Below are 24,261 nucleotides of genomic sequence, written 5' to 3'. Positions count from 1 at the left end.
TCTCACTCCCCAGCGGATGTCCCCTCAGGAACCGGAGTTGAGGTCGACTCGGGAGCAGGAGGACTACTCGACATTTCCGTGGCCCAGAACTGGGCAGGTTCCATCATGGTTTCGAACGAGCGACCGATCTCGCGGAGTGAAAGCATCGTGCGGGCGACGTCCATGCCCTGCTGGATTTTCTCCGGTGTGAAGATCAGACGTTCCAGACGGAGTCCTCCGAGCGGACGCAGATCGGTGACCTCTGAGTGTGCGATGTTGAGCCGCTTGAGTTCCTGATTGCCCGTCAGCGGTGACAGATCCGAAATGGATGTCTTTTCGATATCGAGACTCACGATCACCTTCCCCTTGAGGACGGAAATGTCCTTAACGGGGGTCTCGGTCAGCCATAACGTCTCCAGCGGCATGTCCTTGACGACCGAAATGTCTTCCACCTGGGTATCAAACAGGCCGAGTCGATTGAGCTCCATGCCGGCCAGTGGAGAAATGTCCTTTACTGGCGTGTGTTCCAGTCGCAACACCCGCAGCGGCATCCCTTTCAGCGGCGACAGATCGGTGACCTGTGTCCCTTCCAGAAACAGTTCTTCCAGCGGCATCCCTGCGAGGGGTGAAAGATCGTCGATCGACAGCAGGGTGAGGTCGAGGTACTTCAACGGAAGTCCTTTGAGCGGTTCCAGATCGGTCACGCCGGAGCGAGCCAGGTTCGCGGCGATGATGCGGCCGCCAGCCTTCTGAAACTCTGCCTGAGAATTCGCACCGAGCCGCTTCCGCAGCGTGGCGATAGAGATCTCTGGGGTTCCGTCGATCGCTTTGGCCACCGGCATCGGAGCCGGTTCTGAAGGCGATGCCGAATCGGATTGCTCATTCGGAGCCGAGTCGCAACCGGGCGTGAGCAACAGAAGGGCGAGAACAAGAAGAGATGCGGGAGCGGCGGAACGCAGCATTTGTGAGAACTTCCCGATGAATTAGAATGCGGGCGAGATACGAATCAACGGCGACAAACAATCTGCAGGCGATCCGAATGACTATGGGCGATTCTTCACGAGATCAACAACTCTCGCAAGCCACTGAGGCACATCAACACGGCGATTTGCAAACCGCTGAGAAGATGTACCGCAAAATGCTGGACTCCACACCCGATGATAACGTCGGCTATCTGCTCGGCACCCTGCTCCTGCAGAAGGGAGATGCCGCCCAGGCGGTCGAGCATCTCCAGCCGATTGTCGAGCGTCACCCGGAGATTGCCGATCTGCACAACAATCTCGGCGTCGCCTACCAGTCGCTCGGCAAGCGGCAGGAAGCTGTCAAGGCCTTTCAAGGGGCGTTGAAGGCCAATCAGGATTATCCCCAGGCGTGGCAGAACCTCGGGAAGCTGCTGTGGGAAATGAACTATCGCCGCGAAGCTGAAAAGTGCTATCGCGAAGCGGTCCGTCTGCTGCCCGATGATCTGCAGTGTCGCCAGGACTGGATGCAGTCCCTCGTTTCGACCGAACAGTGGAACGAAGCCGCACGGGAGATCGGCCAGCTGCTCGAAACGGGCACGCTCTCCGCAGAAACTCAGATTGAGTGGAAAACCCAGCTCGCCTACGTGGCGGCTCAGCAGCACGATTATGTCCAGGCGATCACGCTCAGCGAGGACGTGCTTGCCTGCCAGCCGGACAACATGGCGCTTCTCTCGAACCTGTCGTTTCTGTACGAACACGTCGGGCGTATCGAGGATGCGATTCGAGCAGCCGAGCAGGCGCATCAGCAGGCCCCGAAGTCAGCCGAGATCCTTAACAATCTTGGGATCGCTCAGCGAAGCGCACACCGGTGTGACGAAGCCATCGACTCGTTCAGCAAGGCGATTGCGTTGAATCCTGAACTGACGCTCGCGGCGTTCAATCGGGGGAGTACACTCCTGTTGACCGAGCGGTATCAGGAGGGCTGGACGGACTACGAGAATCGCCTGCGACTGATCCCTCAGCAGGACGATCTGCAGCAGTTGCCGCTCTGGGATGGCGAGCCGATTCCCGGGAAAAAACTGCTCATTGCCTGCGATCAGGGTTACGGCGACATCCTGATGTTCGCCCGCTTTCTGCCGCTGATTCGCGAGCGGTCCGAAGCCGTGACCATTTTCCGTGTTCCCGCCGAAATGCTGCGTCTGTTCAATGGCTCCCGCGTGAACGGCCTCCCGCTTGCGGACCGGTTTCTTTCGGAAGACGATCCGCTGCCGCAAGCCGATTTCCAGTTCCCGCTGATGAGCAGTGGAGCCCGATTCTCCTTAAGCATCGATGAGATCGGGATGGCTGCCCCCTATCTGCAGGCCCCGGCTTCGATGAGTCAACCTGCTGGCAATGCCGGGCAGTCGACGGGAGCCGATCGGAAAATTGGTCTCTGCTGGCGCGGCAACGCGGCTCAGGCGCAGGATCATGTTCGCTCGCTGGCATTGGAGACGTTGCTTCCGCTGGCCGAAATCAGCGGCGTGGAATGGGTGAGCTTGCAGATTGACGCGACGGGTGACGAACTCTCCGGCTGGCCGGCGTCCATGCAAACTTCATCGCCTCCGCTAACGAACTTCGCCGAGACTGCTGCCCTGCTCGACCAGCTGGATCTCATCATCACCGTCGACACCGCGGTCGCTCATCTGGCCGGAGCCATGGGGCGACCGACCTGGGCATTGCTGCCCTGGCTTCCCGACTGGCGGTGGCACCTCAACCGGAGTGACTCGCCCTGGTACCCTTCAATGCGATTGTATCGTCAGCCGGCCTGGGGCGACTGGTCACGCGTGATTGCTGACCTGCGGAACGATCTGACGTCCACGTCGTAGAGAAGCCCCGTTGACTTCGAACTGGCCTGTCATAGCATCGAAGCTGGTGTTTCATCAGGCGTGAACTCCACGTCCTCGTGGCAATCGAATCCTCGGCCTCTCTGCGAAAGTTCGCATCATGTTCAAGTTCTTCGAATCGAAAACCCTGCTGTGCGGTCTGATGGCGAGTTTCCTCTTTCTCACGACGGGCTGCGAGAATCGCGACCCTTCGCCGGGACCGGTCGATGATGGCCCCGAGCCGGTCGGCGATCCCGGCACCGACCGGGATGACGGGAATGTTTACTGAGGCTTCCGGAGCTCTCGGACGGATTGATTGACAAATCAACACGACCTCGTAGCATCGAGATATATTGTTGGGTCGATTCGTGCAGGTTTGCCGATCGAGGCCCGATTTCTGTCATTTCTGCGAGGATGCCTCTGTCATGATCAATTCGTTTTTCAGCCGCCTGGGAACTCTTTGCTGTCTTTCGGTTCTGCTGCTCGGCGTGACGCTGGGTTGTGGGGGTGGCCAGGAGGCCGCCGACGTGAATCCCCATGGCGATGGTGTCGACGCAGCCGACGTGACGAACGAGGGCACGGTGCAGTAAGCGTCGAACGGTCGAATTTCCCGTTGAAGTTTGCATCGCGAACCGATCAGCGGATAATGATGGAAGTCCAGCGTCGACGGTACGCAACCGTCGATGGCGACTTCCGCGCTCACAGCGGGAGCATTTCTCCCTCTTCAACCCACAAACGATTGAGAGACGATCATGTCCACTACACTGGAAGCTCCCAGCGCCAGTTCGGCCACCGAGCAGTTCCTCAAACAACAACACAAACTTCTCATCAACGGGGACTGGGTTGAAGCCGCTTCCGGCAAGCGGTTCGACGTGATCAACCCGGCCAGCGAAGATGTCATCGCCACTGTCGCTGAGGGCGACAGCGAAGACGTTCAACGCGCCGTGGCGGCTGCCCGCAAGGCCTTTGACACCGGCCCCTGGTCACGCACCACGCCGTCGGAACGTGGCAAACTGCTGTGGAAGCTTGGCGATCTGCTGGAACAGCACATGGAAGAGTTCGCCGAGATCGAAGCACTCGATAACGGCAAACCGAAAGCCGCCGCTCTTGGTGGCGATGTCACCCTGGCCATCGACATGTTCCGCTATATGGCCGGCTGGGCGACAAAGATCGAGGGGAACACCATGTCCCTGTCGGTTCCCTATATGCCGGGAGAAGAGTTCCATTCATACACGCTGCAGGAACCGGTCGGCGTCGTCGGACAGATCATTCCCTGGAACTTCCCGCTGCTCATGGCGGCCTGGAAGCTCGCTCCCGCTCTCGCGGCCGGCTGCACGATTGTCCTGAAAGTGGCCGAAGAAACGCCCATGTCCGCGATTCGTCTCGGACAGCTGATTCAGGAAGTCGGCTTCCCGCCGGGCGTTGTGAATATCATCACCGGTTACGGCGAAACCGCCGGAGCTGCTCTGTCCGCTCATCCCGATGTCGACAAGATCGCCTTCACCGGGTCCACTGAAGTGGGCAAACTGATCGTCAAAGCAGCTGGCGAAACGAATCTGAAGAAGATCACGCTCGAACTCGGCGGCAAAAGCCCGAACATTATTCTGCCGGACGCCGACATCGAACAGGCGATCCCGGGGGCTGCCAACGCCATCTTCTTCAACCATGGTCAGTGCTGCTGTGCCGGCTCGCGTCTGTTTGTGCACAAGAAGCAGTTTGACCGCGTCGTCGAAGGCATCTCAGAAGCCGCTTCGCAGATCCGCGTTGGCCCGGGGATGCACCCGGACACCGACATGGGACCGATGGTTTCGCAGATTCAGCACAATCGCGTCTGCGGCTATCTCGAGTCCGGTCTCGAAGAAGGAGCCCGGGCCGTGGTTGGCGGTAAGAAGACCGGCGATCGCGGGTACTTCATTGAGCCGACTGTGCTCGTCGATACGCAGAAAGACATGAAGGTCATCCGCGAGGAGATCTTCGGCCCGGTCGTCGCCGCGGTTCCGTTCGACGATCTCGATGAGCTCGTCGACTCGGCCAACGATACGCAGTACGGACTGGCCGCCGCCGTCTGGACTCGCGATATCAGTCTGGGCCACAAGATCGCCCGCCGCCTCAAAGCCGGCACCGTGTGGGTGAACTGCTACAACGTCTTCGATTCCTCGCTTCCGTTCGGCGGCTACAAGCAGTCGGGCTGGGGCCGCGAAATGGGCTACGAAGCAATCCGCAACTACACCCAGACCAAAGCTGTGACCGTCCACCTGTAAGCGGACTTCAGTGGTCAGACAAAAAAGAGCCGACGTCAGCAACGACGCCGGCTCTTTTTCATTGTTCGATCAACACAGAGGTGGCCCCAAAAGATTCTTTCAGGGCAGCGCAGCCGTCGGAGGACGGGATGGGACGTCAATAGTTCATCACGCCCGGATCGGGATGGCCCAGACGTGCACGTCTGGGTGACGAAGTCACAGGAAGAAGCTGTTTTTCGCTGGAGAAGTGTTGGCGAACGGCTTCATGAGAGACTGGCCGAATAGACGAAACCCGCCGGTCAGCGACCTCTTGTGGCTCCGCCACTCAGACGCACGCGTCTGAGCCATCCGGCAAGCCTCGTGCAAATAGCCCCGTGCAAATGTGGTGTAAGCGTGGTTGAGGGGTGGCCCCGAAAGATTCTTTCGGGGCGGCGCAGCCGTCGGAGTATGGGATGGGGCGTCCAATCAACAGACGGTGGGGCACCCTTCTCGGAAAGCAGTTACGCGATCACCGTTTCCGATTCTGCTTCAATATCCGAAGGCGGAACGACGTCGCCCATCTTGTCGAAGATCTCGTCGACGCCCGGCTTGAAGACGTCGCCCATGAGAATGTCGATCATGTGGTTGCGGTAGTCCGGGTATTCTTTGAAGAACTCGGCGAAGCTGAAATCAGGGGCATAGAATGCGTACACGAGCCGCTTGAAGTTCTCCAGACCGGCCGTGTAATTGTCATTCCAGCGGCCGAGTTGCTCCGGCGACAGGTCGTTCTTCTGATATCCGTCCAGAATCGCATCGGCCGCCATTTCCGCCGAGGCCATCGCCAGCAGCACGCCCGAGGAATAAACCGGATCGATAAACCCGAAGGCGTCGCCGATAAGGACCCAGCCTTCGCCAACGGTCTGCTGGGCTCGATACGAGAAATCCTTCGTCGTTTTGAACTCCCCGTACTGCGTCGCCGGCTCGAGTCGACGCTGCATTTCGGGGCACTTGGCAAGTTCACGCTGGAAGACGTCCGCGGGAGTGGAGCCGTCTCCGGAGAACATATATTTCATGCTGCCGGTGCAGCCGACGCTGACAATGTTGTTCGACAGGGGAATGTACCAGAACCAGGAACTCTTCCCGGCCGTCTGCATGATGAGCGTGGCTCCCTCATCGCGGCCTTCGTCGCGAACCGCGTTCTCGAAGTAGCCCCAGATGGTCCCCTTCTTAAGCAGAGGATCGGATTTTTTCACGCCCAGCCGCGTTGCGATCACGGCCGACTGCCCCGAGGCGTCGACAACGAGATCGGCTCGAATCTCGCGGACGTCATCGCCCGCATCGGCGTTCTTGAGTCTGACTTTCGCTCCGACTGCGCGTTTCCCTTCGAACAGCACATCCATCACCTGGGCATTGGTTCGAACATCGGCTCCAAACTCGGCGGCCTTGCCGAGCAGCAGAGCGTCGAAGTCGCCTCGTTCCACCTGCCAGGTCTGAGACGATTCGTGCGGAATATAGTCGTCGAAGTAGAACGGCCTGGTGACTTTGCCCATTTCGGTCACGAACTGCACGCTGTACTTCTTCGGAAAGGCCGATTGCTTCATCGTTTCCAGCAGACCAAGCCTCTGCAGCGTGGGATAGCACTTCGGTAACAGCGACTCGCCGACATGAAAGCGCGGCGTCAGCCCCCGCTCGAGCAACAGGACCCGTTTGCCTCCTTCGGCCAGCAGAGCCGCACAAGTCGCGCCGCCGGGACCACCGCCGAGGACCAGCACATCGTACTGATCCTGAACCGGCGTATTCATATAGGGACATTGAGTACTGGGAGCAATTTGAATCATATCTTCAGCCTGTTTTTTGGAAGACCAGCAATGGGCGTCCTGCGGAAAATCGAGCCGTGTCCGAACCGATCCGTACTATCTTATCCTTCAATCGGCAGGATCCAAGCACGTTCTTCAAAAATAGTTGTCTGAACGACTATTCCTTCTCACATGACGCAACCCATTTGAGGGCCGCCTCTTGCATTCGTTGGACAATTTCCGGTTCCTCGGCGGCCAGGTCCTGCTGCTCGCCCGGGTCCTGGATCAGATCGTACAATTCCCACGTCTTCCCGGAATTGCCTGAGTAGAGCTTGTAGTGATCGCCTGTCAGTGCGATCTGGTTTTTCGACTGAAAGCCGATCGGCACGCCCCGCGCCGCCACCTCGCCGCGAATGACCGGCAGCAGAGAGATGCCGTCGTACGGGCGATCCTCCGGCAGTGTGAGGCCGAGCACGTCCAGAATCGTCGGCAGATAGTCACTGGTCACCGCCGGAACATCGGTTTCTGTTCCGGACTGCACCACGGCGGGCCATTCCAGGATCCCCGGAACACGAATCCCGCCTTCATACAGCGATCGCTTCCGCCCCTTCAGCCCACCCGCCAGTCCCGGGGATCTGTCGTTTCCTTCCGGGCCGTTGTCGGAGCAGAACCAGACCATCGTGTTCTCCGCGACACCGAATTCACGCAGCTTCTGCCGCAATCGTCCGACCTGCTCATCAACCGCACTGATGCAGCCATAATAGTTCCGCGGATGATTCTTCAGCCCCGGATAGATCTCGCCATACTTCCGGTCAGCCACCACAGGAAGATGGGGAGCGTGAAACCAGATCGTCGCCAGAAATGGCCGTTCATTCTCCACGGCTGCCTGAATGAAAGGGATGGCCCGGTCCATCATGACGCGAGAATCATCGCCGGAGAGATTGTCGGTGACTTCCTCTCCCTTCTCATTCCAGTAGCGGGTTCCGTAGGCGACCGTCGGGTCCCCTTTCTGCAGGGGGTCCCAGCTGGTTTTGTTGGCCCGTTTGGGTGCGATCATCGGATCGTACGTAGGCACCTTCGATTCGGTCACGAAGCAGACGTCGTAGCCGTGCTCCTGCGGCGGGGCGAAAAGCTGCGGATTCTTCGGCCCGCCCCGATTGGCGTCCGGAACTTCCGTCGTCAGCGTTCCCAGATGCCATTTGCCGAAGTGACCGGTCGTGTAGCCGGCGTCCCGGAGAAGTTCCGGCAGCGTAATCTCCCCGGGCAGCATGTGGCCGGTGTTGGCGTAATAGATGCCATAACGATGAGGATGTCGCCCGGTGAGGCAGGATCCTCGCGTCGGACTGCAAACCGGAGCCGCCGCGTAGAAGCGGGTGAACTTCAGTCCGGCAGCCGCCATCTCGCAAATGTGCGGGGTTTTGATCGGAGATTCGGCATTGAAGCAGGTCAGATCTCCATAGCCGAGATCGTCGCACATCAGCAGGACGACATTCGGTCGATTTTCCGGCTTCTCGGCTGCGTTCAGATCGGCCATTCCGGCGAGAAAAAGCGCAGCGACAAGCATCCACAATCGGGACAGGACCATAATTTACTCCAGATCAGACGAGATGACTGAGGAATGGCGTCCTGCCGAACGACGGGATTCCTTTACGGGGATCGGTCCTACAGACCGGTTCCGCGATTGATCGATACGCCGATCATATGGCCGCTGAAGACCATCTGGCCGTTGACGAACCCCTGGAACTCGAATTCCGCCCGCTTGCGGAAACGAACGTTTCGCGTCACAGCGGCGAGAATGAGCCGAGAGTTGGGGTAAACTGGAGCCCGGAAGCGGACGTCATCCATCCCCCCGAAGCCGAGATAATCTCCGCCCAGCAGATCGTATTTCCGGGCATAGAAGCCGGCCAGCTGAGCCGCACATTCACAGAGAACAACGCCCGGCATGAGCGGGAACCCCGGCATGTGTCCGGTGCACCAGAACTCGTTCTCGGTCACGTCTTTGAAGCCGACGACGCTGTCGTTCTCCTCATCCACGTGGACGACCGCCGTCAGCTGCTCCATCTCGTGCCGCTGAGGGTTGACCTTACGGATTTCGTCCAGAGTATACAGCGGGTTGCTGTAGTCGAATTGTTCGATGTCGAAGAGAGGACGAGGCGGCATGACCGCGGCTCCTTTCTGCATGCCCGTTAATGGGGGTTCTGGACGGCTGAAATCTTAGCCGTCGGAGGATTCGTGAATGGATCGCCAAAGAATAGAATAAGTCCTTATCGAGGAAAATGCGAATCATGTGCGAATGCTCGTTTCTCCATTCTGTTCCCGGAATTTTTCTGTCCGGTCTGCTGGCAGTGCTCGCCGGCTGTGCACAGGAGAAGCCCCCGCTGCCCGATGTGCCGACGGTCACGAACTCGGTCGGCATGCGGTTCGTCGAAATTCCGGCGGGAACCTTCACCATGGGAGCCCTCGACGGGGATTTGCTTGCCGAACGGGACGAGAAGCCCGCGCATCCGGTGGAAATCACAGAGTCATTCTGGCTGGGGCAGTTCGAAGTGACGCAGGCTCAGTACGAAGCGGTCACCGGCGAGAATCCCAGTGAATTTTCGCCCGGGGGCCGCGGTGCGGACGCCGTCAGCCGCTACGACACCGACCAGCTTCCGGTGGAATTCGTGAACTGGTACGAAGCTCATCGTTTCTGCGAAGAGCTCTCCCGCCTGCCTGAAGAAGTCGCGGCTGGTCGAACGTACCGTCTCCCGACCGAAGCGGAGTGGGAATACGCCTGCCGGGCCGGCACCACCACGAGGTTCTCGTACGGCGACGTCCACGATCCGAAGCTGGCAAACTTTCTCGGCGATGTGGGACACCCGATGCCTGTCGGCTCTTACCCGCCGAATCCGTGGGGACTGTTCGACATGCACGGCAACGTGCTCGAATGGTGCAGCGACTGGCACACCGAAGGCTACTACGCCGAATGCCTCGAACAGTCGGGCCCCGACAATCCGATCGAGGACCCAACCGGCCCGGACGTTCCGCTGGAAGACGCCAAAGTCCTCCGCGGCGGCGGACACGCCTTCAAAGCCGCCAGCGCGTCGTTTCGCGACAACATTCTCCCCTCACGGAGAGGAAACTCACACGGGTTTCGAGTGGTGATGGAACCGGTTGTCGAACAAAGTCGCCCAGAAGCGGTGAACCCTTCAAATGAATAGGAATGTCGTTCCTGCGTCATTCATTCGTAACGACGATTCGTGCAACATCTTCGGAGCTGAGCTCATGCGGAATATGCTCCACGAAGCGGTCTGATTCAAGTATGCGGCCATCAGCTCCAATTCGAACAGTGAGGACGTTACCTGATGCCACAGTAATCTGGGCGGTCTGGTCTCCCACGTTCACCACGACTTGACCATCAGAGAAACGAACGCGGACCCTGACTTCAATCTTCAGTGGTGATTCGCCGTCGTCTCCCGGAAGTAGAAGATTGGCCTTCTTATAGTTGTCGAAGTTGGCCACATCCGACCCCCCGCCGCCTGTGATCCGCAAAACGCCTTCCGGTGGGAGGTCGAGCAATACGTGGCAATAGGCTTCGCCAACTTGTTCTCTGTCTACGCTTGCCAGTTGCTCGTAATAGATCAGTGAGAGCACCTTGATGTTTCCGTCATAGGCCAGTCCCTCTTGTGCCGAACTGCTGTCATCCACACTGTTTCCAGTCGGATACACGGTCCATCGGTAGCCGGAAAAAACTACACCGGAGCGCAGGAAGAATGGAAAAAACGCGTCACATAATGCCACCAGGACGGCCAGCCCGAGAAGAATTCCGAGGAGTCGAGTCAGGAATCGCCACTTAGCAGGTTTCTGCGCGTTCATATCCAAGGGCTCTCGAAATGATTAGTTCTTCGGCGGAGTAAACCCATCCGGATCGAACGTCCGGATCGTCGAAATCGAAAGCACGAAGCCAGCCAGGGCCCCAACGGCGGGGGCGATGAGGTAACTGACGAGCAGGATCGTCCCGTCGGCTCTCGGAATCGACTCGGTAACGAGATATCCGGCGGTCAATCCCAGCGTGGCGAATACGCTGGTACAGACGAGAACGGAGAGGACTTTCGCGGTGCTCGTCACAGGACGTTCTCCAGGAGGTGATCAGGGGCCCCTTCAGAGTATCCATCGAAACAGGTGGCGGCAATGTTCTGATCGGCATTTCTGGATGCGAAAGGAACCGACCCGAACGGCCAAACCGCCGTTGAGTCGCCGCAGGGGCTGAGCTAGGATGCGAAGAGACCTCGGACAAACCGTTTCGTGAAGGATCCGCTGCTCATGCCGACCGCTCAAGCCTCTGCCATTCAACCGTTTCTCAAAGAGTCCTACTCCCCGGAAGACCTGCAGAAACTCGAGGCGATCCTCATGCAGGCGGGCACGCTGGAATTCCCCCAGTTGAGCAATCACCTCTTCCCGGCTGCTCTGGCTCTGCAGGAAGACACCGAGTACACAGGCTACTCCAACTGCTGGGTCCGCGACAACGTCCTCGTTTCGTACGGACTCTACGCTGGTGGACAGGTCGACAAAGCCGTCAACTGCCTGAAAACACTGGCCAACTACTTCATTCAGTATCGGCACCGGTTCGACAGGATCATCGACGGAACCAGCGATCCGAACGACCCGATGCAGCGGCCACACATTCGCTTCGGCGGCGAAGGACTGGCCGAACTCGATCAGCAGTGGGCTCACGCACAAAACGACGCCCTCGGCTACTTTCTCTGGGTCTTCTGCCGGCTGATTCGCGTTCACGATCTGGAACCGACCAGCGAACAGATGGAACTTCTCGGCCTGTTCGTGCGCACGCTGCATGCCATCCAGTTCTGGGAAGACGAAGACAGCGGACACTGGGAAGAAGTCCGCAAGATCGCCGCCTCGAGCATCGGCACCGCCACGGCTGGTCTGCTGGAGTTCAGCCAGCTGTACGACGAACGCCCCGAGCTCTTCCCGGAAGACATGAAATCCTGCGAACGGGTCGACGTGCTGGAAGACGCCATCACCCGCGGCCGGCACGCCCTGAATGCGATCCTGCCATATGAGTGCATCCAGAACGATCCGCAGAAGAACCGGAAGTACGACGCCGCCCTGCTCTTCCTGATTGAGCCCCTGCAAATCGTGAAGGGCGAAATGGCCGACACGATTCTGAACAACGTAAAAACCCACCTGCAGGGCGAGTTCGGCATCCGCCGGTATCTGGGCGATTCCTACTGGTGTGCCGACTACAAGGAAAAGCTCTCTCCCGAAAAGCGGACCGACGATTTCAGCGATAACCAGGCCGAACGAGATGCCCTGCTGATCCCCGGCCAGGAAGCCCAGTGGTGCATCTTCGATCCGATCATCTCGGTCATCTACGGCCGCCGCTACGCCGAGTCAGGCAACGAAGCCGACCTCAAGGAGCAGATGAAATACTTCCAGCGGGCCCTGTCACAACTCACCCCGGAAGACAGCCGCTACGGAGCCCTGAAGTGCCCCGAGTCGTACTACATGGAGCACGGCAAGTACGTCCCGAACGACATCACCCCACTCCTGTGGACTCAAGCCAACCTGCTGCAATCCGTCGCCTGGATGAAACACTCCATCGGAGTCGAGTAAGCTAACCCCTCGCGTCGAACCCCTCCCAACCCGAAACGGCAGGGATGGCCCAGACGCATGCGTCTGGGTGGCAACGCCACAAGAAGAAGGTGTTCATCGACTCGATCTTCGTTCGGCGCGAGATGTTATTGACGCGGTTCTGGCTGACGTTCAGCGTCCGCTGCGCCCTCGCTCACGCTTCGGGTTGGGATTCGCTGACAGGGTGGAACACGTGCGAGCGTATTTCCGCATGGAACGCGCCTTTGCTGGAATCTGCCTGACGGCGATCCCCTACGCATCAAGATTGGACGGGTGGCCCGTCCGCCTGAGCGGGCGAGTCGCGCCAGCGACAAGAGGCTGCGCCATCCGCGTCTTAGGAATTGACATCATCCGGTTTCGAAGAAATCTCGTCCATGGCGCAGCCTCTTGTGACTTCGTCACCCGTCCGTAACGGACGGGCCACCCGCTGTCGATTACGATTGTGTACTGAACCTGGTGCCAATATGGATCAGGGTCAGAGACCCGAGTGATTACGCTGGTGACCGACTTCTTGTGACTGCGTCACCCAGACGCACTCGTCTGGGCCATCCCTACGGAAGTTGATGCTCGATGAGAGGTCTTGTTGCCCCCCCCCCCTTTGCGGCCTGGCGTCTTTGCGTGAGATCGATTTCCATCCTCCGGCCCCGAGGGAGACATTTCCCCGGAGTGGTCAAAATTTCACGGATATTGTTTTCCTGCCGAGGGAGGATGGCGATACAATATTCAGGATTTCGCACCCACCCTATCGTGCGGCTGTTCCGGCCGTGCATCCCGTAAAAGAGACTTTGTGAGGAACGTTCTATGAGCTACGCGAATGAGTTCGAAATGGAGCAGTCCAGTCCGTTCGCGATCGATGCCGTTCGCGAGGACCGGGCCGCTTTTCTCCGCCGGACCTACGCTCACTTGGCCGGCGCGATCGCTGTCTTTGCCGGTCTGCTGTACATCTTCGTCAACACCCCCGCAATCCACGACCCGCTGTTGAACATGATGGTCGGCGGTCAGTGGCTGATCGTTCTCGGCCTGTTCATCGGCGTCAGCTGGCTGGCCGAATGGTGGGCCACCCGCAGCACCTCGCTGACGACCCAGTACGCGGGCCTGATGCTCTACACCGTGGCGCAAGCCGTCATTTTCGTGCCGCTCATCTCTTATGTTGTTCTGCTGCTCGAACAGCCGGAAATTTTGGCTCAGGCCGGATTTCTGACGCTGGTTGTCTTCGGCGGCCTGACGGCATTCGTGATGTTCACCGGAGCCGACTTCTCGTTCCTGCGGGGCTTCCTGTTCCTGGCCAGCATGCTGGCTCTGGGAGCCATTGTGATTGCCGTCCTGTTCGGCGGAATCACGCTCGGCTTCTGGTTCAGCGTCGCCATGGTGGGCCTGAGTGCCGGCTACATTCTGTACGACACGTCGAACGTGCTGCATCATTACCGGACCGATCAGCACGTCGGTGCCGCCCTGGCTCTGTTCGCTTCGGTCGCCCTGATGTTCTGGTACATGATCCGCGTCGTGATCGCTCTGCAGGGTGACGACTGATCCCCTCTAATCGCGTGAAACACCTGATAAGCCTTCAGATCATCCGGTCTGGAGGCTTTTTTCGTGAGGAAACTGACTTCGCCGCCGGCCGAACTTTCGCCGGCTCCGGTCATTCGGTCGAAGTCAGGGAGCCGCTTTGGTACAGTGGCGGAAACGTTTCCGGCTCACGCTTCCCGTTCTTCCACGCCGCAGGAAAAGCTGATCGAGATGAATGCTTCCCGCACTGACAAATGCCTCGAATCCGTCAAGAAGGCGGCTGCCAATCATGAACTCACCGAAGGCGCCCGCGAGAACGTGGAACGCTGGCTGACCCAGCCGCAGTACGCCGAGTACGTTCCGGGCATCTGCGATCTGATCGAGTCGGGCGACTTCGGCAAGGTCGACGCCCTGTTCTGGGAAGTGATCGCGTTCGGCACCGGCGGCCGCCGCGGACCAATGTCCGATTTCGGCTCCGCGACCATGAATCCCCGCACGATTGCCGAATCGGCTCACGGGCTGGCGACCTATCTGAAGAAGTCGGGCATCCCCCAAACCGGCAACGCTGTCGTCGCCTGTGATACGCGAAACCGGTCTCCCGAATTCGCCAAGATCACCGCCAGTGTTCTGGCGGCTCACGGGCTCAAGGTTTACTACTTCACCGAACCTCGTTCGACGCCGGAACTGTCCTTCTCAGTGCGGCATCTGAACTGCGATGTCGGAGCGATGATCTCGGCTTCTCACAATCCGCCGGCTGACAACGGATTCAAAGCTTACTGGAACACCGGCGGACAGGTTCTGCCGCCACACGACAAGGGAATTGTCGACTGCGTGTACGACGCCGGCGAAATCCCGATGGTCGACTTCGACGAAGCCGTCAAGAGCGAGCGAATCGTCCCCATCGGTTCCGAGATCGACAACGCCTATCACGACGCCGTGCTCGCCATGTCGCTGAGCGATCAACGCGAGTTGAACGCCATTTACACCCCGCTGCACGGGGTCGGCGAAACGGCCTGCTACGACATTCTGACCAAAGCCGGCTTCAAAGGCGTGCATATCCTCGAATGCCAGCGGGAACAGAACGGCAACTTCCCCAACGTCGATGAGCACATGCCGAACCCGGAGCGGACCGAAGTCTTCCGCGAATCGATCGAAAAGGCCAACGAGCTCGGCTCCACCGTCATTCTCGCTTCTGATCCCGATGCCGACCGGCTGGGCGTCTGCGTGAAGAACAAACAGGGCGACTGGACTCACCTCACCGGCAACCAGATCGGCTCCCTGCTCGTCGATTACATCTGCCGCCAGCGGGCGAAGAATGGCACGCTCTCTTCCGATCACTTTGTGGTCGAGACGATGGTCACAACTCCGCTGATCGGTGCAATCGCCGAGAGTCACGGCCTCAAGGTCATCGACAATCTGCTTGTCGGCTTCAAATACATTGGCGAAGCGATGGACGCCGGTGGACCGGACAAGTTCGTGTTCGGAGCCGAAGAGTCGCTCGGCTTCCTCGCCGGAACCTACGCCCGCGACAAAGACGCCGGGATCGCGTCGCTGTACCTCTGCGAAGCTGCCGCTGAACTTCAGCAGGATGGCAAGAGTCTGCTCGACCGGCTCGATGAACTCTACGCCGAACTCGGCTTCTTCCTCGAAGGGCAGAAGTCGCAGGTCTGCACCGGCTCCAGCGGGAAAGCTCAGATCGATGCTTTGATGCAGGCCTTCCGCACCAGCCCGCCGACCGAACTGGGCGGCATTCAACTGGCAACAGTGAAGGACTACGGACAGCACGAAGTCCGCAATCTGCCGGGCAATCAGAAGAGCGAAGAGCTGCCCCAGCCGAGCGGAAATCTGCTGTTCTTCACCTCTGCTCCGGGTGAGCGTTCGGTCCGCATTGCGGTTCGTCCGTCCGGCACCGAGCCGAAGATCAAGTTCTACATGTTCGTGAGCAGCCAGGTGGGCGATAAGTCACTTGATGAGGTCAAGGAAGCGACCAAAGACGTTTACGCAGCCGTGCAGAACGACCTGATGCATTGGATCGAAGTCCAGCTGGCGACCCTTGTCGGTCAGAGGTAATCCGGCGAATAATGAATAGTTGAGAGCCTCCCCCTCACCTCTTCCCTCCCCAGTCTCCACGACGCAATTGAAAACTGAACATGACGAAGAAGAAAACGGGAATCTGGTTTATTGGTGCCTGGGGCGGAGTTTCGACCACCGTCGCGGTCGGTCTCGCAGGATTGCAGAAGGGTGTCGCTCCCCAGACCGGGCTCGTCACCTCGCTGCCATTGTTTGACGAACTCCCGCTCGCCGACTGGGACACCTTCATCGTCGGCGGCCACGAGATCCGCGACTTCTCCTACGCGGAAGCGGCCCGGGAGCTCTATCAGAAGTCCCGCATCTTCACGCCGGAACTGCTCGATCAGGTCGACGATCTGCTTGCCGAGTACGACAAGAACGTCCAGCCCGGGACGCTGATCAATGTCGGCAGCACGATCGAAGCCCTGTCCTCGGCTCGAACCCGAGAATCGCACGGCGAATCGCCAGCTGCGGCCGTCGAGCGCATTCAGACCGATCTCGAAGACTTCCAGAACAAACACGATCTGGAACACGTGATCGTCGTCAACCTGGCTTCGACGGAACCCCCGGTCGATCTGACGGTCATTCCCGATACCTGGAATGAGCTCGGTGAACTGCTCGAAGCGAGTGAAGCGTCTCCCCTGCCGGCCAGCTCGCTGTATGCGATCGCCGCGTTTCAGGCCGGTTGTTCGTTCGTGAACTTCACCCCGTCGATCGGAGCCGACTTGCCCGCTCTCATCGAACTGGCGGAGGAAACCGGGTCGCTGCACTGCGGTCGCGACGGCAAAACCGGTGAGACACTGTTGAAGTCGGTGCTTGCTCCGATGTTCGCCGCCCGAAACCTGCGCGTGCAGAGCTGGGTCGGTCACAACATCTTCGGCAATATGGACGGCGTCGTGCTGAACGACCCGATCAACAAGCAGACCAAGGTCCGCTCGAAGGATCATCTGCTGACCGAAATTCTGGGCTACAAACCGCAGTCTCTGGTGTCGATCGAGTACATCGAATCGCTCGGCGACTGGAAAACTGCCTGGGACCACATCCACTTCCAGGGCTTCCTGAATACGCCAATGACAATGCAGTTTACCTGGCAGGGCTGTGACTCGATTCTGGCTGCCCCGCTGGTGCTCGATCTCGTGCGACTGACACAATTCGAACGCAGCCGTGGCAACGCCGGCATCCAGGAACACCTGGCCTGCTTCTTCAAAAGCCCCATGGGCAGCTGCTCCCCCGAGTTCGCCCAGCAGTTTGAAATGCTGCAACAATGGGTCGTCGATACGATCGAGTAACAACTCGTCGCGACGCCTCTCTGTTAATAGCGCGCCGGAGGGTGGCATGCCCACGCTCGCGAATCACCATCAGGGGTGGCCCCGAAAGATTCTTTCGGGGCGGCGAAGCCGTCGGAGCACGGGATTGGACCCGAGTTCCTGGTGAGGGACATCGCTCACGCAGAAGACGAAGCAGCACGGAATCGACACCCTCGCCCAACGGCATTCTCCCACGGCTCCGCCGCCCTGATAGCACAGCTATCAGGGCCCCCCGGATGCGAGTCGCCCGCCGGATTCCGTAAGGATGGTACAGAGATTCATTTCTGTATTGCGCAGCAACAGGAGGCTTGTCTTCAGAGGCGGTTCTTCTCCAAAGCGACCACAACAGGGGTGGCCCCGAAAGATTCTTTCGGGGCGGCGAAGCCGTCGGAGTACGGGATTGGACCCGAGGTCCTGGTGAGGGACATCGCTCACGCAGAAGACGAAGCAGCACGGAATCGACACCCTCGCCCAACGGCATTCTCCCACGGCTCCGCCGCCCTGATAGCACAGCTATCAGGGCCACCCGGATGCGAGTTGCCCGCCGGATTCCGTAAGGATGGTACAAAGATTCATCTCTGTATTGCGCAGCAACAGGAGGCTTGTCTTCAGCGACGGTTGTTCCCCAACGCGACCACAAACAGGGGTGGCCCCGAAAGATTCTTTCGGGGCGGCGAAGCCGTCGGAGTACGGGATTGGACGTTGCCATCAACAGACGATGTGGTCACCCCCAAGACAACGGGAACGCCGCAAGTTGAGGAACGCAGCAGGGGCATTCTCCCCCGGCTGCGCCGCCCTGATCGCACAGCTATCAGGGCCACTCCGAGTGAGGACTTGTCGCGGCGGCATCTTGTCGTTCCGGGAGTCGACTCTACGCCGCGCGGGCTTCGCCGGCAGCTTTGGCGCGGTGGTTGACGCAGTTTTTTAGCATCGACTGCAAGACACGTTCGGCGGTCTGCACGGCCATTGTGCCTTCCTTGCCATCGACTCGCGGCTGCTGACGGCTGCGGACACATTCGGTGAATTCCTGCAGCTCAGCGGTCAATGCGTCCTCGGCCGAAGCCTGAACGGTTTCCGTTTCAATGAACTCGCTGAAGACGCGGGTCTTGAGTTCGGTAACATCTTCACCGGCTCGCATCCGGTCTTCCATCGCCGGCCCGTTGAGCAGCTTCGACGTCGGACGGTGAATCGAAACGGACCGCGTCTGCAGGTCAGCCGAAATGTTCTCCGTGTTCGTCCAGACGCTGATGCAGCGACGCGGTTCCGGATTGACGCGGCTCGCCGTGATATCGGCAATACAGCCGCCGGCGAAATGCAGGCGAGTCTGCACGGTGTCTTCGTGTGCTCCCATCAACCGGGAACCGAACGACTCCACCAGAGTGGGCATCGAACCGGTCAGATGCAGCACGAGTTCGATATCGTGAATCATCAGATCGTGCACGGCTCCGATGTCGAGCGAACGGAACGGGAACGGGCTGAGCCGCTCGGCTCGAATGTATCGCGGCACTGAAGTGATCGAATCGCAGAGAACTTCGAACGCGGGATTGAACCGTTCAATGTGTCCGACTTGAAGAATACAGTCGTGATCGAGCGAGAGTTCGGTCAGCTTCTGCGCCTGAGGAACATCGGCGGTCAGGGGCTTCTCGACCAGAATGTCTTTTCCGCGTGCCAGGCAGTCGGCTGCGATTTCGTAATGCAGGAACGTGGGAGCGACCAGCGAGACAGCATCGACCTGATCGAGGATCTCGGTGTAGTCGGTGACCCAGTCAGTCTGATGCTGTTCGGCGACGGCCTGTGCCTGAGCCGCATTCGGATCGGCGACGGCGACCAGATCGACTCCCTGCATCCCGGCCAGAATACGGGCGTGATGACGCCCCAAAGCGCCGACGCCAATGACAGCCATACGAATTGGTTTCAGTTGACCCATAATATACTCTCCCTCAAATCTCGTCGTTCAGCCAGGAAGCCATGAGGATGTGGTGTCGGAAAGCGGTCGCCCCGGCCTATGCGGCCCGCTCTACAGCGGATGTCTTCTTTTGAGCCAGATCGTAAACCAGTCTGGCCAGCTGATGATTGTGTCGATGCCCGCTGCGGAAGGCGCGAATGTGCCCCTGCACATCGCAGCCGCAGAGGGATAGATCGCCCAGGCAGTCGAGCAGCTTGTGCCGGGCGCATTCGTTGTGGGCACGCAGTTCGTTGTCGACCGGCCCGTCCTGACCATAAACCAGCAGGTCCGAGGTCGACACCTTCTCTCCGTAGCCCCGGCTTCGCAGGTAAACGATTTCTTTTTCCAGCACAAATGTGCGAGCCCCGGCGATGCTGGATGCGAACGTCACCGGATCGATGGAGAAATCCGCCAGCTGAGCCGGAATCACCGAGTCGGCTCCGTAGTTGAGGTCGTAACTGAGTCGCAGTCCACTGAAGTAGGGGCCGGCGGTAATGACCGCATCCTCATCTTCGAGAACACTGTTCTCTTTCAGCACGACCATTTTTCGGCGAGCCGCCTGTTGAACCGGCTCGCCATCGAGCAGCGCCGCCGCGTACGGCAACGCCGATCCATCGCAACCCGGCAGTTCGGGGGCGTCCACCTGAATCAGGCAGTTGTCGATCCGCAGTCCAGCCAGGGCGGCGAGCACATGCTCCACCATTTCGACAGACGCGGATCCTTCGAGCAGCTTCGTGCGTCGTTCTTCGGCGGCGATGTTGGTGATACAGCCTTTGATTTTCGGCTGCCCCGGAAGATCGACGCGTTGAAAAACGATGCCATGATTTTCGCCAGCTGGCTGGAACGTGACACAGACATCCGCATTCGTGAACAGCCCGAATCCTTTTACGGACGTGGAGCGGGATATCGTCTGCTGGAATCGACCGGGCATGAATCTCGCTCCTGACTTCCGGGAGGCGGCTGGGAATGAAAAAAGCGAGTCGATACGTGGGAACAGTATCGACTCGCTTAAAGATGTCCTCGTCATGAACTCACAGATTGACCGTGACGGTCAGAGACCGGTGGCTGCACCAACTACTTGGTGGTGGTGTCGCCAGCAGGAGCGGCAGCGGTCGGGGTGTACTTCGAGTTGAGGTACTTCAGGACAGCTTCGGTGATGTCGATGCCCTGATTGTGCCACACGACCTGACGGTTCATGTTCTGGATCAGTTCCTGAGCGTTGTCGGTTTCGCCAACGCCATCGCGGCTGAAGCGGATGATAACATCGTACTGGTAGTACGAGGCGTACTGACCGACGGCTTCGACCACTTCCATGTAGATGTCTTTGTAAATCTTCGACTCGCGACGAAGATACTCACGCTGCTGCGTCTTGCGGAAAGCTTCGAACTGAGTCGACTGAGCGATCAGCTGGGCTTCGATCTTCTGGTACTCCGGAGTACCTTCTTTGTAGGTGCCGTCTTTCAGGGTCTTCTGCAGAGCCTGCAGCTGTTCGCCCATCTGCTTGGCTTTGTCGTCGCTGCCTTTGATGTCGTTTCGCAGCTGATCACGCAGATCGGCGAACTTCTTGTATTCCTTGAACAAGTAAGCCATATCGATCAAACCGACCGATTTTTTCTGTCCGGCAGCCGGCTGACCTTCAGCGGCGCTCGTCACGCGAGGGGACAGGGACAGCATCATTCCCAGACACAGGGTCAAGAGAGTGAATCGTTTCACGTCAGGCACTCCTTTGCTAGTCGTCTAAACGTTGAGACCGTCTTGGGGTCTGTGAGTTTAGCTGAAGAATACGTGCTCCATGCACGAGGTCATCAACGTCCCGGCTCAACGACGCCGCCAAAGTCCTTATGACGGATTATGAGCTCGGGTAAGGGCCGGACTGTCGCAGGTTCCCCGAGACGCGTCAAGACGAGTGTGAACAAAAATCTGAATGTAATTTCGCCAAGAATTCCAACCGCTGAACGCGATGCTGGCGGCTTCAGGAAGAAGCGGAAGAAACGACCGTTTCGGAGAGTTAGAGCCTCCAGGCAGGCATCGCTACTCGACGGCTGGAACGTCGACCGGTTTGTCGGTCGTCCAGCTTTCGTGCACCGCTTCGGTGAAGGCCATGTATTCCAAAGCGGTCCTGAAATCATTCAGCTGGACCGGCTGTTCGCCTCGAATCGCGGCGATGAAATCGGCTTCGACCTGCCACCGCCCCTCCTGTTCCGGAGAAAGCTCCAGCGTTGTCAGATGATCATCTCCGAGCCGCCCGCATTGCACGGTTTCACGATCCGATTGCGGATCAAAGTGAACCTTGATCGCCCCTTCCGATCCATGCAGGTGGATGTGATGGCCTGGTCCGAACATGGTCATCGCGCTGATGTGATAGATCCCGCGGGCGCCGCCTTCAATCTGACTGAGCACGGCCAGATGATCGGGAACCGTCACCCGGGCCAGTTCCGCCGCTCCTTCAACGGGCCGCTCCGGTTCAAACAGCGTTGCCTGAGCCAGCACGCGCGTGGTTCGAGGAATCCACCGGCTCAATGTCTCGTGCAAAATTCCGAGGGAGAGTACGTTCTTCCCGCTGAAATTCTGGTCCTGTCGAGGGTGCAGAAACTGCGAGGTATCCCAGAACGAGTCGTCGACCCCGGCGACATTCACCTCGCGCAGATCGCCGAGGAATCGGTGGTCAATCAGTTCGCGAATGTAGGCCCCATGTCGCAGTCCGAATGGACTGGGAACGACCATCGCAATCTGTTCCGGGTGCTTCGTGGCACAGCTCTGCATCCGTCGGGCTTCCTCCAAATTGCGGGCCATCCGCGCTTCGGTCAGGACGTGTTTGCCCGCTTCGAGAGCCGCACAGGTGATTTCACAATGCAGATTCGGCCAGGTGCCGATCACAATGGCATCGACGCCAGCATCCTCCACTACCTGCTTCCAGTTCTCGCAGGTTCGCAGAATCTGATGCTTGGCCGCGACTTGCGCCGTCGATTCCGGGTGGCTGTTGCAGACGCTCACCAGCTCGACATCCGGAATCTCGCGAAACCCGGGGATGTGCTTCCGACACGTGTTGCGGCCGGCACCAATCAAACCGATTCGAACAGACTTCTTCACGGAACCATGAAACCTTCTAACAGAACAGACGCAGCGGGAGCACAGGTTCTCCCGGAGTAGTGCCGTTCATCTAAGGCAGAGCGACTCCGAAATGCAACGTCGAACCAACACCGCCCGGCATTTCGAGACAGAATCGACCACCACTTCGCTCTAACCCGCAAGACTGCCGCATCGGTTTTTCCGGTTGTTGCAGTTGCGAGGATTCTTCCATTCGGCCGTCGACCCCACTGCGTCATTGTCACGGACAGATTTGCGTATCGGAGAGCGATCCTGAACAATGAAGCCGCACTGACATCGACTTGCAGGACCAGACTTTGAAGATCGCGCACATCATCACCCGGCTGATCATCGGCGGGGCTCAGGAAAACACGTTGCACACCGTCGAAGATCATCTGACGGACTACGGCGATGATGTGACGCTGATCACCGGCCCCACGACCGGTCCGGAAGGTTCGCTGATGGATCGGGCTCGGGCGTCCGGCTGCCGGCTGATTGAAGTCGATCCGCTTCGCCGCAGCATCAGTCCGAAACACGAATGGCTCGCTTATCGGGAGTTGAAATGCGTCCTTCGCGAATTGAAGCCCGACATCGTGCACACGCACAGTTCGAAAGCGGGCATCCTCGGTCGCAAAGCCGCTGCAGCCGTCCGGCTTCTCTGTGTGCATACGATTCACGGAGCCGCCTTTCATTACGGCCAGCATCCGCTGCTCTATCGAACGTATCGTCGAGCCGAGCGGATGGCGGTCCCCTGGACCGATCATTACATCAGCGTGGCCGATGCGATGACCGAGCAGTATCTCGCCGCCGGGATCGGGCGCCCGGAACAATACACGACCGTCTACAGCGGCTTCGATGTCGAACCGTTTCTCCAGGAGCCGGTGCATCGTGATGAACTTCGCCGGGAATGGGGACTGACCGACGAGCACGTCGTGATCGGCAAGATCGGCCGGCTGTTTCCGCTCAAGGGACACGATGCCCTCATTGCCGTGGCAGCCGAGGTGATTCGCGAATGTTCGCAGGTCCGCTTTCTGTTCGTGGGGGATGGCATCCTGCGGGAACAGTATGAGAATCAGATTCGCAGTCTCGGCCTCGAACAGCATTTCGTCTTCACCGGACTCGTTCCGCCCGCCGAGATTCCGCGACTGCTGCAGGGGATGGACATCGTCGCGCACACCAGCCAGTGGGAAGGACTCGCCCGCGTACTTCCACAGGGGTTGATCGCCCGCAAGCCGGTCGTCAGTTTCGATATCGACGGAGCCCGCGAAGTCGTCATTCCGAATGAAACCGGCTGCCTGATTCCCCGCAACGATTTCCCGGCTCTGAGTCAGGCATTGATCGAACTCGCGCGAAGTCCGGAACGGCGAGAACAATTCGGCTCCACCGGCCGGGACCGCTTCACCGACCGCTTTCGGCACCAGACGATGTCCCGAGAGATCCGCGAGGTCTATGAGCAGGTGCTGACAGAAAAAGCAGCTTCTTGAAGGGTGGCCCGGCCAAAAATGGCCGGGTCGCGTGGGACGCGGGATCTATTGGTCAGAGGGTTTTCAAGGAACGACTCTGAGGGGGAGCACCGGTAAGCAAGTTCCCTCGCCCCCGTGCGGGGGAGAGGGTTAGGGTGAGGGGGAATGCGGGTGACATGCTCCACGGGCCGTTGATTCTCATTTCTATGGAGTATCGCTGGTTGACCGCCCCCTCATCCGCCCTTCGGGCACCTTCTCCCCCTGAAGGGGGCGAAGGGACATGATTCGCCTCGCAACTTGAAGTGGACGGGTTGTTGCGTCATCTGTTCAAAACCCTTTGAGTCTTAAATCCCGCATCCCCAGCGACAAGAGGACGCGCCATCCGGGTCGTCCTGCTCTTGACCGGGCGACTTCAAAGACCTCCACGCGGACGG

General features: G+C 59.1%; 20 protein-coding genes. 10 read left to right on the top strand and 10 right to left on the bottom strand.

Translation table 11 applies throughout. The features are described from left to right. Positions 1-2: 2 nt before the first annotated feature. Positions 3-941 carry a leucine-rich repeat domain-containing protein gene (locus tag L1A08_RS17455; RefSeq protein ID WP_238757803.1) on the bottom strand — a complete coding sequence of 313 codons (939 nt, stop codon included), beginning with the start codon at positions 939-941 and terminating at the stop codon, positions 3-5. 176 nt (positions 942-1,117) lie between these two features. Between L1A08_RS17455 and L1A08_RS17450 the strand changes: the two genes are divergently transcribed. From L1A08_RS17450 to L1A08_RS17435, 4 genes are all read left to right on the top strand, one after another. Then, positions 1,118-2,806: a tetratricopeptide repeat protein gene (locus tag L1A08_RS17450; protein ID WP_238757802.1), complete on the top strand. Its 1,689-nt coding sequence runs from the start codon at positions 1,118-1,120 to the stop codon at positions 2,804-2,806. A gap of 118 nt (positions 2,807-2,924) precedes the next feature. After that, positions 2,925-3,092 (top strand): hypothetical protein, encoded by a 168-nt coding sequence (locus L1A08_RS17445; protein WP_238757801.1) that lies wholly within the window; start codon positions 2,925-2,927, stop codon positions 3,090-3,092. Positions 3,093-3,228: 136 nt separating this feature from the next. After that, complete coding sequence (locus L1A08_RS17440; RefSeq protein WP_238757800.1) at positions 3,229-3,393, top strand: hypothetical protein; 165 nt, start codon at positions 3,229-3,231, stop codon at positions 3,391-3,393. Between the two features lie 162 nt (positions 3,394-3,555). Continuing rightward, the gene (locus tag L1A08_RS17435; RefSeq protein ID WP_238757799.1) at positions 3,556-5,064 is read left to right on the top strand and encodes an aldehyde dehydrogenase family protein; all 1,509 of its coding nucleotides are present in this window, start codon (positions 3,556-3,558) and stop codon (positions 5,062-5,064) included. A 479-nt stretch (positions 5,065-5,543) separates the two neighbouring features. Here the strand turns inward: L1A08_RS17435 and L1A08_RS17430 are convergent, their stop codons facing one another. The 3 genes from L1A08_RS17430 to L1A08_RS17420 form a co-directional block, all read right to left on the bottom strand. Then, positions 5,544-6,860 carry an NAD(P)/FAD-dependent oxidoreductase gene (locus L1A08_RS17430; RefSeq protein WP_238757798.1) on the bottom strand — a complete coding sequence of 439 codons (1,317 nt, stop codon included), beginning with the start codon at positions 6,858-6,860 and terminating at the stop codon, positions 5,544-5,546. Between the two features lie 136 nt (positions 6,861-6,996). Next, positions 6,997-8,403, bottom strand: a complete 1,407-nt coding sequence (locus L1A08_RS17425) for a sulfatase family protein (protein WP_238757797.1) — start codon at positions 8,401-8,403, stop codon at positions 6,997-6,999. A 77-nt stretch (positions 8,404-8,480) separates the two neighbouring features. Beyond that, entirely contained in the window at positions 8,481-8,978 is a 498-nt protein-coding gene (locus L1A08_RS17420) for a 3-hydroxyacyl-ACP dehydratase FabZ family protein (protein ID WP_238757796.1), read from the bottom strand. A 125-nt stretch (positions 8,979-9,103) separates the two neighbouring features. On the opposite strand from L1A08_RS17420, the gene L1A08_RS17415 reads away from it, so the two are divergent. After that, positions 9,104-10,018 carry a formylglycine-generating enzyme family protein gene (locus L1A08_RS17415; RefSeq protein WP_238757795.1) on the top strand — a complete coding sequence of 305 codons (915 nt, stop codon included), beginning with the start codon at positions 9,104-9,106 and terminating at the stop codon, positions 10,016-10,018. A 16-nt stretch (positions 10,019-10,034) separates the two neighbouring features. Here L1A08_RS17415 and L1A08_RS17410 read toward each other — a convergent pair whose 3' ends face one another. Both L1A08_RS17410 and L1A08_RS17405 read right to left on the bottom strand, forming a co-directional pair. Continuing rightward, a complete protein-coding gene (locus L1A08_RS17410; protein WP_238757794.1) occupies positions 10,035-10,673 on the bottom strand; it encodes a hypothetical protein in 639 nt (212 codons plus the stop codon). A gap of 21 nt (positions 10,674-10,694) precedes the next feature. Beyond that, positions 10,695-10,925 carry a hypothetical protein gene (locus tag L1A08_RS17405; RefSeq protein ID WP_238757793.1) on the bottom strand — a complete coding sequence of 77 codons (231 nt, stop codon included), beginning with the start codon at positions 10,923-10,925 and terminating at the stop codon, positions 10,695-10,697. A gap of 195 nt (positions 10,926-11,120) precedes the next feature. Here L1A08_RS17405 and L1A08_RS17400 point away from each other — a divergent pair, with 195 nt between their 5' ends. The 4 genes from L1A08_RS17400 (at position 11,121) to L1A08_RS17385 (ending at position 17,314) form a co-directional block, all read left to right on the top strand. Continuing rightward, positions 11,121-12,431 (top strand): glycoside hydrolase family 15 protein, encoded by a 1,311-nt coding sequence (locus L1A08_RS17400; protein WP_238757792.1) that lies wholly within the window; start codon positions 11,121-11,123, stop codon positions 12,429-12,431. A gap of 819 nt (positions 12,432-13,250) precedes the next feature. After that, positions 13,251-13,979: a Bax inhibitor-1/YccA family protein gene (locus L1A08_RS17395; protein ID WP_238757791.1), complete on the top strand. Its 729-nt coding sequence runs from the start codon at positions 13,251-13,253 to the stop codon at positions 13,977-13,979. Between the two features lie 63 nt (positions 13,980-14,042). Next, entirely contained in the window at positions 14,043-16,025 is a 1,983-nt protein-coding gene (locus tag L1A08_RS17390; RefSeq protein WP_238757790.1) for a phospho-sugar mutase, read from the top strand. 80 nt (positions 16,026-16,105) lie between these two features. After that, entirely contained in the window at positions 16,106-17,314 is a 1,209-nt protein-coding gene (locus L1A08_RS17385) for an inositol-3-phosphate synthase (protein WP_238757789.1), read from the top strand. 889 nt (positions 17,315-18,203) lie between these two features. On the opposite strand, the gene L1A08_RS17380 is transcribed toward L1A08_RS17385, so the two are convergent. From L1A08_RS17380 to L1A08_RS17365, 4 genes are all read right to left on the bottom strand, one after another. Further along, a complete protein-coding gene (locus tag L1A08_RS17380) occupies positions 18,204-19,259 on the bottom strand; it encodes a Gfo/Idh/MocA family oxidoreductase (RefSeq protein ID WP_238757788.1) in 1,056 nt (351 codons plus the stop codon). 76 nt (positions 19,260-19,335) lie between these two features. Then, complete coding sequence (gene lpxC / locus L1A08_RS17375; RefSeq protein ID WP_238757787.1) at positions 19,336-20,208, bottom strand: UDP-3-O-acyl-N-acetylglucosamine deacetylase; 873 nt, start codon at positions 20,206-20,208, stop codon at positions 19,336-19,338. 143 nt (positions 20,209-20,351) lie between these two features. After that, positions 20,352-20,990 (bottom strand): OmpH family outer membrane protein, encoded by a 639-nt coding sequence (locus L1A08_RS17370; RefSeq protein ID WP_238757786.1) that lies wholly within the window; start codon positions 20,988-20,990, stop codon positions 20,352-20,354. A 318-nt stretch (positions 20,991-21,308) separates the two neighbouring features. Further along, complete coding sequence (locus L1A08_RS17365; protein ID WP_238757785.1) at positions 21,309-22,367, bottom strand: Gfo/Idh/MocA family protein; 1,059 nt, start codon at positions 22,365-22,367, stop codon at positions 21,309-21,311. A gap of 314 nt (positions 22,368-22,681) precedes the next feature. Between L1A08_RS17365 and L1A08_RS17360 the strand changes: the two genes are divergently transcribed. Then, the gene (locus L1A08_RS17360; protein ID WP_238757784.1) at positions 22,682-23,848 is read left to right on the top strand and encodes a glycosyltransferase family 4 protein; all 1,167 of its coding nucleotides are present in this window, start codon (positions 22,682-22,684) and stop codon (positions 23,846-23,848) included. Positions 23,849-24,261: the final 413 nt, after the last annotated feature.

This window comes from Rubinisphaera margarita, assembly GCF_022267515.1.
Classification (GTDB): Bacteria; Planctomycetota; Planctomycetia; order Planctomycetales; family Planctomycetaceae; genus Rubinisphaera; species Rubinisphaera margarita.
This window is presented reverse-complemented; position numbering and strand designations above follow the sequence as displayed.